Raw genomic sequence first — 14,644 nt, 5'->3', positions numbered from 1 at the left:
CCGATGGCGCGAGACCGCTACACGCCCGACTTCGACCCCGACTGCGGGGACGCGTACCTGAGTTCGGCCCGCCAGGACATCGTCATCGGCCGCTGGCAGGGCCTGCGGGACCTGCTGCGGGACACCGGCGCGCACTGGCTCGGCCGGGGCCACCGGATCCGGACGCTCGCGCAGGCCTGCGCGAGCAGTTCGACGGTCGAGTCGTGGCTGGCCGCCGAGCCCCACAGCGGCGACGCTCTCACGCTGCGCGCGGCGACGGAGACGGCCCGGGCGTTCAACGTGGCCATCGCCGCGGGCCGGGGCGTGCCGATCGACCGGAACCGTATCGACGCCGCCGTCATGGCCTGCCTCCAGGCCGCGGAGGCGTACCCGGACGACCCCACCCCGTGGATCTCCCTGATCTCCGTGGCCCGCCTGTATCCCGCAGGCGTACGGCGCCAGGAACTCGCCCGCTGGTGGGACGAGTTGCACCGCCGCGACCCCTACAGCGTCGAGGGCCATCTCCAGGTCCTCCACTACTACTCCTCCCGCTGGCACGGCAGTCACGGCCTCATGTACGACTTCGCCCGCGACGCGGCGGGCGTCGCACCGCCCGGTTGCACTCTGCCGGTCCTGGTGCAGTACGCCCGCGTCGAGGAGTACCGCTACGCCCTCGACGCCGCGAAGGGCCACCAGGCGGCGGTGGGCCTCGGCCAGCACTGGACCCACGACGGCGCCGTCAGCGACGTCCGCCGCACCTGGCAGCGCTGGATCAGCGCCCGCGAGGACGGCCCCTTCCCGCCCGGCGAACTCCGCGACCTCAACTACCTTGCCCACGCTGCCTGTTACGCGGGCACGAAGGACATCTCGACGGCGGTACTGGGAATGATGGGCCGCCGGGCGACGACGACTCCGTGGTCGTACACCGGGGATGCGGAGAAGCAGATCGTGAAGTGGCGCAAGGAGTTGGGGGTACGGACATGACAGCGGGGGCGGCACACCCACCGGTTCCGCACCGCTGAACAGCGGCTACTCCGCGGGCTGTTCCGCCGGTTGGGCCAGGCTCGCTGTCCACTTGTCCTCGATGCGGCCGAACTTCCAGACCAGCAGGGCCACGATCCAGGTCGCGAAGAACAGGCCGACGATGAGGAAGCCGATGACGTTGAGGTCGAGGCCCGCCACCCAGTCCCAGAAGAAGCCGTGGAGGTCGAGCTTCTCGGCGAACAGGCCCAGGAGTTCGACCGTGCCGATGATCAGGGCGACGGCGACGGACAGGCCGGTGATCGTGAGGTTGTAGTAGACCTTGCGGACCGGCTTGGAGAAGGCCCAGCCGTAGGCGAAGTTCATGAATGTGCCGTCGATCGTGTCGAGCAGCGACATGCCGGCGGCGAACAGGACCGGCAGGCACAGGATCGCGTACCAGGGCAGGCCGGACGCGGCGCCCGAACCGGCGAGCACCAGCAGTGCGATCTCCGTCGCCGTGTCGAAGCCGAGGCCGAACAGCAGGCCCAGCGGGTACATCTGCCAGGACTTGGTGATCGACTTCATGAAACGCCCGAGGATGCGGTTCATGAAGCCGCGGTTGTTCAACTGCTCCTCCAGCGCGGCCTCGTCGTAGTGCCCGGAGCGCATCTGGCGGAACACCTTCCAGATGCCGGCCATGATGACGAGGTTGATGCCCGCGATGACGTAGAGGAACGTGCCCGAGACGGTCGTACCGATCAGGCCGGTGACGTCGTGGAGCTGGGAGTTGTCGTCCCGGACCGGGTTGGCCAGGGCCTTCACGCCGAGGGAGAGCAGGAGGGTCAGGCCGAAGACGATGCTGGAGTGGCCGAGCGAGAACCAGAAGCCCACCGACAGCGGCCGTTGCCCCTCGCTCATCAGCTTGCGGGTCGTGTTGTCGATTGCCGCGATGTGGTCCGCGTCGAACGCGTGCCGCATACCGAGCGTGTACGCGGTCACGCCCATGCCGATGCCGAAGGACTTCTCGCCGACGCTGTAGTGCCCCGGCGCCACGATCCACACGAGCGTGAACCAGCCGATCACATGCAGCCCCAGCACGAACGCGGCCATCCCGCCGACCCGGGTCCACTCCTGCCGCGTCATCGATGTACGGACGCGAGACCAGAGCGACGGCCGCGAAGCCGCGGTCGTGGCAGGGAGGGTCGGGATGGACTCGGGGGCCGCCGTCATCGAGGAGGGTCTTTCTGCCGGGTACAGGTACGGGTACGGGCATGGTTGCGCGGTTGCCGCGAGCAACCTCGTGCCATCTTCGCGTACCTGCAACCCATTCGCAGTAACGGTCGGCAAAGACCACGGCAGGTCTTGCCCAAGGGAAGGGAAAATCCCTGGTCAGGTCGCCATCAGACCCCTGCCGAGCCAGTCCTTGGCGTCCTTCACACCCGGCAGCGCGTAGAAGTAGCCGCCGCCCGTCGGGGAGATGTAGTCGACCAGGGGTTCGTCGATCAGCCTCGTCTGGGTCGCCTCGAACTGCCGTCGCACGTCCTGCTGGTAACAGCAGAAGACGAGGCCCATGTCGAGGTTGCCCACGGTGTCGATGCCCCGGTCGTAGTTGTAGCCGCGGCGCAGGATCCGCGAGGTGTCGGTGGCGGCGGTGCGCGGGTTGGCGAGGCGGATATGGGCGTCGAGCGGGATCGCCGTGCCCTTGGGGTCCTTGGCGTAGTGCGGGATGTCCGTCTCCTTGGCGCCGTCCAGCGGGGCGCCGGTGTCCTTGCGGCGGCCGAACATCAGCTCCTGCTCGCTGAGCGAGACCCGGTCCCAGAACTCGACGAGCATGCGGATGATCCGGATCACCTGGTAGCTGCCGCCGCTCGCCCAGGCCGGTTCGCCCTGTCCGTCGCCGACCCAGATCAGCCGGTCGGTCTCGCGGGTGGACTTCACGTCCGGGTTGGCTATGCCGTCCTTGAAGCCGAGCAGGTTGCGCTGGGCGCCGGTGGGGCGCGGGGTGTTCTGGAAGCCGTCGATGCGCCACTTGATCTGCATGCCGCCCCGGGTGTGCCGGGCGATGTCACGCAACGCGTGCAGCACCGTGTCCTGGCGGGCGCCGCACACCTGGAGCGACAGGTCGCCGTGGCACTCGGCGGCGCGCAGGTTGTCGTTCGGGAACGTCTTCATGGGGGTCAGCCGGCGCGGCTTGGCCTTGGCGAGTCCGTAGCGGTCGTCGAAGAGGGACGCGCCCACACCGACGGTGACCGTGAGGGCGTCGGCGGGTACGTCCGGTCCGAGGATGCCGTTGTCGGCGGGCGGCGCGCCGACGCCGAGGTCGGCGGGGGTGCCGCCGGAGGTGAGGAAGCGGGCCCGTTCGGTGATCGTCCGCAGCAGGTCGGCCAGTTCGGCCCGGTTGTCGGCGATCACGTCGAGGGAGACGAAGGCCGCGGCGGCCGGGGCGGGGGTGAGGATGCCGGCCTGGTGAGTGCCGTGGAAGGGGATCTTGGCGGCGTTCGTGGTGTCCGCGGCCTGCGCCTGAGCGGTACCGCCGGTCTCGGCGAGCGCGAACGCCCCGCCGGCCAGCACCGCTCCGGCGGCCCCGGCACCGAGCGCGGTCCGGACGAAGGAACGGCGACCGGCTCCGGCCGGACAGCCAGGGGTTTCGGCGGACGGCATCGGGCGGGTCCCTTCACTGCGGGGGTTCTGGGTGGGGCGGGTGTTGTCGGTGCCGTGTCGGTCGTTCTCGGTGCTCATCAGGCGGACTTCCTGATCTCCAGCAGGTCCGGTACCGGTGCCAGGTCCTCCAGCAACTGCCCGGTGGCGCCGTCGAGTCGGGCCTTCGCCGTCTCGTCCAGCTGCTCGACGGGCGTCCAACTGCCGCTCCGGTACGCCGAGTCGAGCAGCTTCTGCAGCCGGGCGATGTCGGCGTCGACGCCGGGGAGCAGCTTCGGGGACTCCTTCGTGAGAAGCGGCTTCAGTACGGTGAGCAGCTCGCGGGTGCCGGCGAGGTTGCTGTCGACGGTCGCGAGGTTGGTGCCGCTGCCCTCGTCGGTGTCGCCGGTCAGCTCGAACTGCAGGGCGTTCTCCAGGATTTCGTGGGCCCGCAACGGCAGGTCGCCCGGGTCGAAGTCCTGGGTGGGGAAGGCCTTCTTCAACCCCACGACCGCGAGGGCGAGTTGCTGTGCCGGCATCTTCAACTCGGCCGCCGACTGCCCGTGCCACAACCCGTACTCGATGCGGTGGAAGCCCGCGAAGTCCTTGTTCCGGACTCCCCCGGCCAGCCCGTCGGCCCGGCCGTTGATCTTCTGGTCGAAGTCCTCGAAGGTGCCGTAGGCCGCACCGAGGGAGGAGTACGTGCGGTGCGCGGTCAGCCAGTCGGTGCGCGCCTTGGCGAGGTGGTTGCCCGCGATGTCGGCGCTGAGCTGCCGGGTCTGGGTGACGAGCGTGGCCAGGCCCTGGTCGACGTACACCTTGTAGGCCTTGAGGGGTACGGCGAGGTCGTTCTCGGAGACGGGGACGACCGCCTTCACCGCGCCTCCCCCGCCGCTGACATGGACCGTCGCGGAGGTGACGGCCTTCGCGCCGGTGGGCACGCAGCGCCAGGCGTACGAGCCGCCCGCGACGGTGGCGACGAGGTCCCGGGTGGTGCCGGGAGCGAGGCCCTCGACCTCGCCGTAGACCGCGCTGGTGGCCGGGTCGATCAGGTACACCTCGGCGGTCTTGTCGCCGGTGTTGTGCATCTGGAAGGTCTGCCGGCCGGTGTCGGGCGCGGTGAAGCCCTTGCCGCACTCCGTCTCGGAGACGGCCACCGTCTCCGAACTCGCGGGCTTGGGCCGGGAGAAGGCGACGACGAGACCGGCCACGACCGCGGGTACGGCGACCACCGCGACCGGGACGACCCAGACGGGGCGGCAGCGCGGTGACGGGGACGACTCGCTCAACTCGGCTGTCACGGGCGCGGGTTCGGGCTTCTTCACCTTTGCGCCGCGCACGAACAGGGGCATCACCACCGCCAAGTAGGCGCCATAGCCGACCACTTGGAGCCAGGTCATCGTGGGCATCAGGTTGAACACGCCCTGGATGAGGGTGCTGTACCAGGAGCCGGCGTCGACGCTGCCGCTGAGGTCGAAGGCGTAGACGGTCAGGCCGGGGAGGATGCCGCCCTCCTGGAGGTCGCGCAGGCCGTAGCCGAGGACGCCGGCCGCGATGACGATCAGGACGACGCCGGTGGCGGTGAAGAACTTCGTCAGGTTGATCCTGAGGACGCGGCGGTACAGGCCCCAGCACAGGGCCGCCGCGAGGACGAGTCCGATGCCGGCGCCGGCCAGGGGGCCTGCGGACTCGCCGGCCGCGCGGGCCGTGGTCCACAGGAACAGCGCCGTCTCCAGGCCTTCGCGGCCCACCGCGAGGAACGAGGTGAGCATCAGCACGCCCGCGCCCATGCCGAGCGCGCCGGTCACCTTCTCCCTGATCTCGCCGGAAAAGGTGCGGGCCGAGCGGCGCATCCAGAACACCATCGCGGTGACGAACGCGACGGCGATCACGCTGAGGACACCGCCGAAGGCCTCTTGGGCCGTGGCGGAGAGGTTGGCCGCGGTGAAGGTGAGGACGGCGCCGAAGCTCAGCGCGAGGGCGATCGCGGCCAGGACGCCCGTCCACACCTGCGGCAGCCGGGACTTGGCGTCGGCGCGGACGAGGGTGGCGACCAGGATCGAGACGATGAGTCCCGCCTCCAGCCCCTCCCGCAGCCCGATCAGAAAGCTCGGAAACGCGTCGTCCCACATTGGGTGCGACCCCTCCTGGGTTAGTGCAGGCATGCCTTACTTCGCGGACCATCATGACTACATGCGCGTAGTCGATCAGTCATGAATCGGCAACGTCCGGGCAAAAGTGCGGAACTTCCCGCGGGCTGCGATCGTCTACAGTTGAGTAGACCGTCTACAGATTTGTAGTCAGAACGTTTGCAGTCGGACCGGCGGAAGGGCGCGCGACGATGACCACACCCCTGGACCTGGCCTCCCAGCTCGCCGTGAACGTGCTGGACGCCAGGTCGCTGCTGGCCGCCTTCGGTGCGCTGGGTGTCGGCGTGGTGATGTTCGCGGAGACGGGGCTGCTGATCGGGTTCTTCCTGCCCGGCGATTCCCTGCTCTTCACGGCGGGCCTGTTGTGCACCGGCGGCGCCGACAGAGCCGTGAAGCTCTCGTTGCCGCCCCTGCTGGTCGCGGCGGCGGTGGGCGCGCTCGCCGGGGCGCAGTGCGGGTATCTGCTCGGCCGGAAGGCGGGTGGCGCGCTGCTCGCCCGCAGCCGCTCGGCCCGCCTGCGCGAAGGCGCCCGGCGGGCCGAGGAGTTGCTGGAGCGGTACGGCTACGCGAAGGCGGTCGTACTGGCCCGCTTCGTGCCCGTCGTGCGGACGGTCCTGAACCCGATGGCGGGTGCTCTCGGCGTGCCCGTCCGGACGTTCACCGTCTGGCAGATGGCCGGCGGTCTGGTGTGGAGCCTGGGACTGACACTCGCCGGGTACGCGCTGGGTTCCTCGGTCCCGAACGTCGACAGGTATCTGCTGCCCATGGTCGCCCTGATCGTGGTCGTGTCGCTGCTGCCGCTCGCCGCCGAGGTGCGCCGCTCCCGCAGGGCCACCCGCGCCGCCAAGGCCGGGGAGGTGCGCGGATGATCCTGGTCGCCTTCCAGGGGTCGTCGATCGACGGCGAGGCCTACACGGATGTGGTCGACTCCGCTCAGCACGCGCCCAGTTGGCTGGACGGCGCGGTGTCGGCGTGGTCGACGTACGGGCTCGTGGTGTTCGCCGTGCTGATGGTCGTCGGCTGGTGGCGGGCGCGCCGGGTCAGTGCCGAGGCGGCGGTGACGGCGCTGGCCGTGCCGGTGGTCGTGGTCGCCGCGTACGGCATCGACTCGCTGCTCAAGTCGGCGGTGCGGGAGAGCCGCCCCTGTCAGACCCTCCGGGTGGTCACACTGGAGGCGTGTCCGGTGCGGGGCGACTGGTCCTTCCCCAGCAACCACGCGACCATCGCGGCGGCGGCCGCGGTCGCCCTGTTCTTCGTCTCCCGCCGGCTCGGTGCGGTCGCCGCCGTGGCCGCGCTCGCGATGGCGGGCTCCCGGGTCTGGGTCGGGGTCCACTATCCGCACGACGTCGTGGCGGGCGTGGCGGTCGGCGCGCTCCTGGCGCTCGGCGCGATGGTCCTGCTGAAACGGCGGCCGGAGTCACTGACCCGGCGGATCACGGCCACCCGGCTGCGACCGCTGCTGGTTTCATGAACCGCAAGGACATCGCCGAACTGGCGGGCAGCGCGGGCCTCGGCGCCTGGACCGCGTTCGGCGTGCTGAGCATGGTCGTGATCGGGCACGAGGGCGCTCCGCTCTTCACCGACGAGGACGCGGTGTCCTGGTCCGTCGCACACCGCCCGGACGTGGCACTGGCATTCGCCCGCGGTCTGACCGCGACCGGCACGGGCGTCATCCCGTACGCCCTCGTCGTCCTCGCCGGACTCCTCACCGGCCGCACCACACGCCAACGCCTCCTCGCCGCGACCCTCGCCCCGGCCTGCCTCGCCGCCGGCCAGGGCCTGCGTTACGGCGTGATGGAACTGATCTCGCGCCCCCGCCCGGCGCTGAGCAACTGGGCGGGCCACGCCTCGGGGTGGTCCTTCCCCTCCGGCCACACCACCACGGCGGCAATCACCGCCGGACTGGTGATCCTCGCGATATCCGTGCGCGCCCCGCACGGGAGAACCCCGCTCTGCCTGGCCGTCGGCTGCTGGGGCGCGCTGGTCGGACTGACCCGGGTGTATCTGGGCGTGCACTGGTTCACGGATGTGCTCGGTGGCTGGCTGTTCGCCGTCGGCTGGCTCGGGGTGTGCGTGTGCGCGGCGGCCCGGTGGCTGCCGGCGCGGCTGACAGCTGACGGGGCGGATCCGGTCGAGCTGGCACGGGACCACCACGGAAGCAGACCTGCCGATGGGCGTGCTCACGGGTAGGCGTGCTCAAGCGGAAACGGCGGCCGATGCCGAACCATGGGGCGCCCGAGCCAACGTGCCCGGCACCGGACGCCGTGGGCGGTACCGGCCGAGCGGCCCAAGGCCCTCGGAGCAACCAAGCCGTCCCAACTCTTCGGAGCAGCCGAGCAGTCCGAGATCCTCGGCACGGTCGCGGTCGGGGCTGTAGTGGTGGTCCGCCCGCTCATGATCCAACTCGGCGCAGCCGTGCGCCTCTTGAGCCCGTGGACCAGCCGGTGCCGGAAGATGCACGTCCGTCTCCGCCGCGTCGTCGCCCGTCCTGTCCGATGCGTCGGTCTCCAGCTCGAACCAGACCTCCTTGCCCTCCTCCACGAGGCGGCTGCCCCAGCGGTGGGCAAGCGCGTCGACCAGGAACAGACCGCGGCCGTTCTCGCTGTCGGGGTCGACATCGAGGCCGTCGTCGCGCTCGGCCCGCCGGTGCGGCGGTCGGGGAAGGTGCCGCCGCTCGTCCGCGACCTCGCAGCGCAGTATGCCGACGCCCAGGGACAGGGTGAGCCGGTAGCGGCCGCCCGCGTGGACAACCGCGTTCGTGGCGAGTTCGCTGACCAGCAGTTCGGCGATGTCCACCAGGTTCTGGAGACCGTACTCGGCGAGCCGCTTGCGGACGAGTTCCCTGGCCTGGCGGACCGAGGACTTTCCCGGGCCCAGGATCGTCGTACAGCCATCGCCCACGGTCGGCAGGCCGCGTGGGCGGTCGTTCGGCATGGTCGTTTCCCTTCGGCCCCTGGGGCGTTCGGCTCGTGCGGTGCGAGGCCGGGTCCGCCAACAGACCTGGCCTCCCTATCCACCATGCGTCCGTCGTGCCCTTCGATGCGCGGGGGGAACTACCCGAATCCGCGGGCCGGTTCGTCAACCTGGCGATACGAGGGCCGTCTCCATACGGATGGCCCACCCCTCCTTCGCCCCGTCGCCTGACCTCATGTCGACGTACTCGCAGACCTGGCGGGTGTGCCAGAGCCCGTCCTCCGGCCGCGCTTCGGCACCCGGCGGCCGGAAGCCGAGGAACGGGTCGGTGATACGGCCGCGCGGGGTGCGCAGTTCGCAGATGATGCGCTGCCGGGTCGACCACAGCCGCAACTGTGCGCGGTCGCAGCCCTGGGAGACCGCGTAGCGCGTGGCGCCGGACACGGCCTGCCCGAAGCGGGCCGCCTCGTCCGGGGCCATGCCGCGGGCCCGTGCCTGGTCCGCCGCGAACCGCTGGCCGGCGGTCAGGTCCCCGTCGAGGCCGACGCCGACCGCGTCCTGCGGCGGTGCGGGCAGCGGGCCCAGGCCCTGGGTCGCGTAGACGGCGGGCTCGGTGAAGAGCGAACTGGGCTGAACGCCTTGCCGGTTGAGTTCCGTCGGGTGGGTGTGCCGGGCGGCGTCGACGACGTCCGGCGGTGCGGTACGGGTGTCGTACAGGCACATCAGGTCGGGCGGAGCGCCGGTGAAGAGCTCGGTGGCGAGTGCCTCGTACCGTTTCCACTCGGGGATCTGGCGTGGCGAGCGGCCCTCCCAGACCGGCTCGCCCGTCATATGGAGAAGGCCCTCGGGGCTCGCGTGCGTGACGTAGTAGTCGAGGGCGGTGGCCATGCTGTTGGCGGGGCTTCCGCGGTACCACCGGGCGGAGTCGCGGAAGTCGACCTGGCGGGCGTCGGGGCCGAGCGCGTCCCGCAGCAGGTCCAGTTTGCGCGGGGTGGTGATGACCACCGGGTCCGGTTCGGCCTCGGCGACGATGCCGTCCCTGAGGAACGGCACCACCACCGCCAGGAACTCCTCGTCGGACGAGTGGATGCCGGCGTGGTGCTTCACGCAGGGGACGGGTGGGACGGGTTGGGTGAGTGTGGTCGGTTCGCCGTGTTCCATCGGTCTGCCTTCCTTCTCGTTCGGTTCGCGGCCGTACGTGATCTCTGCAGTAGGTGGTCTCGGCGGTACGCCGTCACAGCGGTACGTCGTCACGGTCGTACGGCATCAGGAGCGGGTGGCCCGACGCGTCTCGGTCCAGACGGCTACCTGGCTGCGCGAGGTGAAGCCCAACTTGCTGAGGATGCGCTCCACATGGCCCTCCGCCGTGCGCAGCGCGACGACCAGCCGGTCGGCGATCTGCTGGTTGGTCAGCCCCTCGGCGATCAGTTCGGCGACCTCCGTCTCGCGGCGGGTGAGCGGGCTGTCGAGCACCGGCCGGGGCGCGGACTCCCGCTCGCCCAGCGCGTAGGCGACCGCGTGGTCCGAGGTGAGGTCGAGGCCCTCGCGGTAGGCGCTCCTGAATCCGTCGCCCAGCAGTGCGCGGGCGCCGGCCTCGGCCTCCGTGCGCACCGGGCCGTGGGACGGGGTGCGGTCCAGTGCGACGTGGGCGTCCTGCCAGATCCGTTTGGCGGCGCCCAGCAGGACGGCGGCGGGGCGGCCCTCGCCGTCGCGGGCGTGGACCGCGGCGAGCAGTTCCAGCGTCATGCCGGTGCCGAACACGTCGCCGACCGCCCGCTTGAGCCGTAGGCACTCCCGGGCGTGGACTCCGGCCGCCGTCTGGTCGCCCTTGACCCACTCGGCGAAGGCGAGGATGCGCAGGAGGTAGGAGTGGATCCACTGTTCGCCGTAGGTCAGGCAGACCTGCCGGAACTCCTCGCACAGGGCCATCGCACGGTCGTACTCGCCCTGGATCGCGAGGACATGGGCCAGTTCCACGTACTTGAAGCCGACCAGGCTCATCGACTCGCCCTCGCGCGGCGGGAGGGCGAGCGCCTCCTCGTACACGGCCCTCGCCCGCTCGTAGTCCCCGCTGATCAGGCAGGCGCCGCCGCGGCCGAAGAAGGTGTGCGCCACCTCGGCCTCGTCGCCCATCCGCAGGGCGAGTTCACGGGCCTCCTCGACGAGGGGCGCGGCCCGGCCGGCGTTGCCCTGGCTGAGCAGCATCAGGGCGAGGGACCACAGGGCGCGGGCCCGGGCGACGGTCGGCTCGGGGGCGGCGGCGAGCAGTCGCTCCAGCCAGTACCTGCCCTCGACCAGGGCGCCGGTCGCGAACCAGAAGAACCACAGATGCCCGGCCAGTTTCAGCCCGGCCCGCAGCTCCCCCGGTGTGTTCAGGGAGAACTCGAACGCCGAGCGGATGAGGTCCGACTCCGCGTGCAGCCTGCGGACCAACTCCGGCTGGTCGGGGCCGAACCAGCGCCGCTCGCACTCCTCGACGAAGTCCAGGCACCAGTCCCGCACCCGGCGCCGGGCCGCCTCCTCTGCTCCCGCCCCGTCCTCGCGGAGCCGGTCGAGGCCGTACTGCCGGATCGACTCCAGCATCCGGTACCGGGCGTGGACGGCGTCGCCGTCCCGGACCAGCAGCGACTTGTCGACCAGACCGGCCACGGCGTCCACCAGCTCGTCGCGGTCGAGACCGGGCCCGGCACAGACCTCCTCGGCCGCGCCCAGGTCGAAGCTCCCGGCGAAGACGGAGGTACGCGCCCACACCGTCTGTTCCTCGCGGGTGCACAGGTCATGGCTCCAGTCGACGGCCGCACGCAGGGTGCGGTGCCGGGGCAGGGTGTCCTCGCTGTCCACGCCGCCCACGCCGTCGGCCAGCAACCGGTAGCGGCGGTCGAGGCGTTCGAGCAACTGCTGCACGCCGAGGGCGCGCATCCGTACCGCCGCCAGTTCGATCGCGAGCGGCAGCCCGTCGAGCCGACGGCACAGCGCGGCCACCGCGTCCTGGTTGGCCGTGGTGAGGGAGAACCCGGGCAGTACGGCGGCGGCCCGGTCGGCGAAGAGGGCCAGTGCCGGGTACTCCAGCGCGGGTTTCGGCGGCAGCGGCTCGCCCGGCGTGGGAGTCGCCAACGGCTGTACTTCCAGGACGTGTTGGGCGCTCACGTTCAGCGGATGTCTGCTGGTGGCCAGCACCCGCACCGCCGCGGTCTCCGCGAGCAGCGTCTCGACGAGCCGTGCGCACGCGTCCGCCAGGTGTTCGCAGTTGTCCAGGACGAGCAGCGACTCCCGGTCCTGGAGATGGTCGACGAGGACGCGCACCGGCGAACGACCCGACACGTCACGGATGTCGAGCGCCTCGATCAGGGCGAGCGGCACCAGCGAGGCGTCCCGCACACCGGCCAGCTGCACGATGTGCACCCCGTCGGCGAACGCCCGCACCAGCCGGGGCACGGCGTGCAGCACCAGCCTGGTCTTGCCGACACCGCCCGTCCCGGTCAGACTCACCAGCCGGTGGGCGGCCACCAGACGTTTGACCTCGGCGGTCTCCTGACGCCGGCCGACGAAACTCGACGCCCTGACGGGTCGGCCGATGTTCTGCCTTGTCACGGATACCTGCACAATCGGTCCCGCCTCCGAAAGTGGACTTCAAGAACTGTATGCGCGAGACGCGGACGAAGCGTCCGCAGCCCGACATTGCCACTTGAAGGCACTTTTCTGACGGAATGTGCACGAAATCCGCAACATCGCGATCACCGGCGGATCAGCCGTGCAACGGCGGCGCTGGAGCCCTCCGGTCCGCCGGACGGAAGGACTCCACTGGACGGAGGGACTCCACCGACCGCAGGACTTAGCCGGCGGTCAGCCGAACGAGAACAGCGGTGTTGACCCGAGGCAGCGACACCGTCAACTGCCCCTCGGCCGCGTCCCATTCGGCACCGGCATCCGCACTCGTCGGATACAGCACCGCCGCTCGCACGGGCGCCCCGAGCAGATGCGGGACCGCGAAGGTGCGGTCGGTGCCGTCACCCGACGCCCGCCGCCACACCATCACGTACGTCGCGTCCGTCCCCCGCAGCCCGTGCGCGATCCACCCGTCCTCCCAACCGGGAAGCCTGAGCGGCCAGAACGGGTGCGCCGTGCCGATCTCCCCACGGACCTCCTTGTAGACGGAGACCGCCGAGCGGACGAGGTCGAACTGCTCGTCGTTCATGAGGTTGAGGAAGCCGGAGAGGTGGATACGGCCGAGGAGCGGGCCCGTGAGGGTGAAGGCGATCTCGTCGAGGGTCTGGTCCGGCTGGGGGTACGCCCACACCGCGGCCTGTTCGGGTGTCGCGGCGGTGGCCGCCGCCGCGGTGATGGGCGGGTAGCGCAGCGGGTCCTGCTGGTCGCTGGTGGACTGGAGCTGGGCGACGGCCAGTTGGGCGTAGTCCATGCGCAGGCCACCCGATCCGCAGTTCTCCAGGACGAGGTGGGGATGGCGGTCGAGGAGTCCGGCCATCCAGTCGAGGTGCGCGCGGTGGTGCCCCAGCAGTCCGGCGCCCGCGCTCTCGGTCCCGTTCTCGGTGCCGGGGCCGATGTTGATGTTGTAGTCGAGCTTCAGATAGCCGACGCCCCACTCCCCCACCAGCCGGTCCACGACCTCGTCGAGGTGGGCGCGGGCGGCCGGATGGCGCAGATCCAGGTGGTGCCGGCCGTGCTCCGTGACGCGCCGGCCGCCACGCCGGAAGAACGCCTCGGGCGGCAGCGTCCGGGCCAACGGGCTGCGTACGCCCACGACTTCGGGTTCGAGCCAGAGGCCCGGGGTCATCCCGCGCTTCGTGATGGCGTCGAGGACTTCCTGGATGCCACCCGGGAAACGGTTGGGCGCGGGCTCCCACGCGCCGACGGAGTCCCACCAGCCCTGGGCGTCGTCGTCGTACCAGCCCGCGTCGATGACGAAGACCTCGGCGCCCGCGGCCGCCGCCGACTCCACGAGCGGCAGGAGCCGTTCGGTGGTGGGGTCGCCGTTCAGGGTGTTCATGTAGTCGTTGAAGATCACGGGGAGGGTGCGGTGGTCGGGGTGGTCGCGGCGGATGCCCCGGCGGTAGTCCGTGAGGGTGCCGAAGGCGGCGTCGAGGCCGCCGGTCTCCGCACGGACGAGGACGGCGGGGACGGTGTGGAACTCCTCGCCGGGGGCGAGGAGTTGGTGCCACTGGTGATGCGCGTCGTCGGGGCCCAACAGGGCGATGTAGGCCGCGCCTTCGCGTTCGCCGGTCTCGTAGCGCCAGCCCGCGCTGGACTCGATCTGCCACAGCCAGGCGTTGCCCTCCGGGTCGGTGAGGGCGGCGACCGGAAGGTGCCGGCCGGTGGACCAACTCCCCTGCGAGGAACGCTCGAAGCAGCCGCGGCCCTCACGCCCGTGGGCGAACCGGCTCAACGCCACGACCTCGTCGCGGAGTTCGGCCTGGCGCCAACGGCATTCGGCGAGCCAGTCGTTGTCCGCCCAGTGCAGGGTCAGCCCGTCGAGGCCGTCTTCGGCAACGGAGGGATCGACAACAGAGGATCCGGCGACAGAGGAGGCGATCCCGCCGAGGGTCAGGGTCGTCACGCTCTCCAACCGGAGCGGCTCCGCACCCTCGTTGACCAGCCGTACCCGTGAGCGCAGGAAGGACGCGCCGGGGCTCGCCTCCAGAGTGACCTCGGCGGCCAGGCCCGTCACCGGGTCCGCGAGCCGGATCGTCGTACGCTCCAGGCCGCCGTCCCGCAGTGTCCGCGTGTCATGGCTGCGGTAGGCCAGGCGCTCGCCGATGGCCGTCTCGATGAAGCGCTCGCCCGACCACAGGCGCCCGTGACCGGTCGCGGTGACCTCGACGAGGGGGACCAGGCGGTCCCAGTCCTGGCCGGAACTCCCCAGTCTCACCGACCCGTTGGCGTCCAGGACGGCGTGCAACCCGAGCTCCGGGTGCGACCAGATACGGGACCTCTCGGCTGTTTCGACGACACCGGTCAACACAATTTCCCCTTCTGGGACAGTTCGG

The 14,644-nt window shown here is 70.9% G+C and carries 11 protein-coding genes; 4 read left to right on the top strand and 7 right to left on the bottom strand.

Annotation, left to right across the window (positions count from 1 at the left end; genetic code table 11):
• Nucleotides 1-3: 3 nt before the first annotated feature.
• Nucleotides 4-963, top strand: a complete 960-nt coding sequence (locus tag ACGFY9_RS34410) for a hypothetical protein (RefSeq protein WP_393760732.1) — start codon at nucleotides 4-6, stop codon at nucleotides 961-963.
• Between the two features lie 45 nt (nucleotides 964-1,008).
• Here the strand turns inward: ACGFY9_RS34410 and ACGFY9_RS34405 are convergent, their stop codons facing one another.
• The 3 genes from ACGFY9_RS34405 to efeU all read right to left on the bottom strand — a co-directional run bounded on the left by ACGFY9_RS34405 (nucleotide 1,009) and on the right by efeU (nucleotide 5,711).
• The gene (locus ACGFY9_RS34405) at nucleotides 1,009-2,172 is read right to left on the bottom strand and encodes a HoxN/HupN/NixA family nickel/cobalt transporter (RefSeq protein ID WP_393760730.1); all 1,164 of its coding nucleotides are present in this window, start codon (nucleotides 2,170-2,172) and stop codon (nucleotides 1,009-1,011) included.
• A 159-nt stretch (nucleotides 2,173-2,331) separates the two neighbouring features.
• Nucleotides 2,332-3,603: an iron uptake transporter deferrochelatase/peroxidase subunit gene (gene efeB, locus ACGFY9_RS34400; protein WP_393760974.1), complete on the bottom strand. Its 1,272-nt coding sequence runs from the start codon at nucleotides 3,601-3,603 to the stop codon at nucleotides 2,332-2,334.
• Between the two features lie 77 nt (nucleotides 3,604-3,680).
• A complete protein-coding gene (efeU, locus tag ACGFY9_RS34395; RefSeq protein ID WP_393760728.1) occupies nucleotides 3,681-5,711 on the bottom strand; it encodes an iron uptake transporter permease EfeU in 2,031 nt (676 codons plus the stop codon).
• Nucleotides 5,712-5,920: 209 nt separating this feature from the next.
• Between efeU and ACGFY9_RS34390 the strand changes: the two genes are divergently transcribed.
• Genes ACGFY9_RS34390 through ACGFY9_RS34380 form a run of 3 tightly spaced genes read left to right on the top strand, consistent with a single transcriptional unit; the run spans nucleotide 5,921 to nucleotide 7,919 of the window.
• Nucleotides 5,921-6,598 (top strand): DedA family protein, encoded by a 678-nt coding sequence (locus ACGFY9_RS34390; protein ID WP_393760726.1) that lies wholly within the window; start codon nucleotides 5,921-5,923, stop codon nucleotides 6,596-6,598.
• The gene (locus ACGFY9_RS34385; RefSeq protein ID WP_393760724.1) at nucleotides 6,595-7,200 is read left to right on the top strand and encodes a phosphatase PAP2 family protein; all 606 of its coding nucleotides are present in this window, start codon (nucleotides 6,595-6,597) and stop codon (nucleotides 7,198-7,200) included. The genes ACGFY9_RS34390 and ACGFY9_RS34385 overlap by 4 nt, the downstream gene beginning before the upstream one ends.
• Complete coding sequence (locus ACGFY9_RS34380) at nucleotides 7,197-7,919, top strand: phosphatase PAP2 family protein (RefSeq protein ID WP_393760722.1); 723 nt, start codon at nucleotides 7,197-7,199, stop codon at nucleotides 7,917-7,919. Before ACGFY9_RS34385 ends, ACGFY9_RS34380 begins: the two co-directional genes overlap by 4 nt.
• Before the next feature lie 6 nt (nucleotides 7,920-7,925).
• Here ACGFY9_RS34380 and ACGFY9_RS34375 read toward each other — a convergent pair whose 3' ends face one another.
• The 4 genes from ACGFY9_RS34375 to ACGFY9_RS34360 all read right to left on the bottom strand — a co-directional run bounded on the left by ACGFY9_RS34375 (nucleotide 7,926) and on the right by ACGFY9_RS34360 (nucleotide 14,616).
• Nucleotides 7,926-8,663: an ATP-binding protein gene (locus tag ACGFY9_RS34375; protein WP_393760720.1), complete on the bottom strand. Its 738-nt coding sequence runs from the start codon at nucleotides 8,661-8,663 to the stop codon at nucleotides 7,926-7,928.
• A gap of 144 nt (nucleotides 8,664-8,807) precedes the next feature.
• Nucleotides 8,808-9,803 (bottom strand): anti-sigma factor RsbA family regulatory protein, encoded by a 996-nt coding sequence (locus ACGFY9_RS34370; protein ID WP_393760718.1) that lies wholly within the window; start codon nucleotides 9,801-9,803, stop codon nucleotides 8,808-8,810.
• 105 nt (nucleotides 9,804-9,908) lie between these two features.
• Entirely contained in the window at nucleotides 9,909-12,233 is a 2,325-nt protein-coding gene (locus ACGFY9_RS34365) for an ATP-binding protein (protein WP_393760716.1), read from the bottom strand.
• 241 nt (nucleotides 12,234-12,474) lie between these two features.
• Nucleotides 12,475-14,616 (bottom strand): alpha-galactosidase, encoded by a 2,142-nt coding sequence (locus ACGFY9_RS34360; RefSeq protein ID WP_393760714.1) that lies wholly within the window; start codon nucleotides 14,614-14,616, stop codon nucleotides 12,475-12,477.
• Nucleotides 14,617-14,644: the final 28 nt, after the last annotated feature.

The organism is Streptomyces sp. NPDC048504, from assembly GCF_043200035.1.
GTDB lineage: Bacteria > Actinomycetota > Actinomycetes > Streptomycetales > Streptomycetaceae > Streptomyces.
This window is presented reverse-complemented; position numbering and strand designations above follow the sequence as displayed.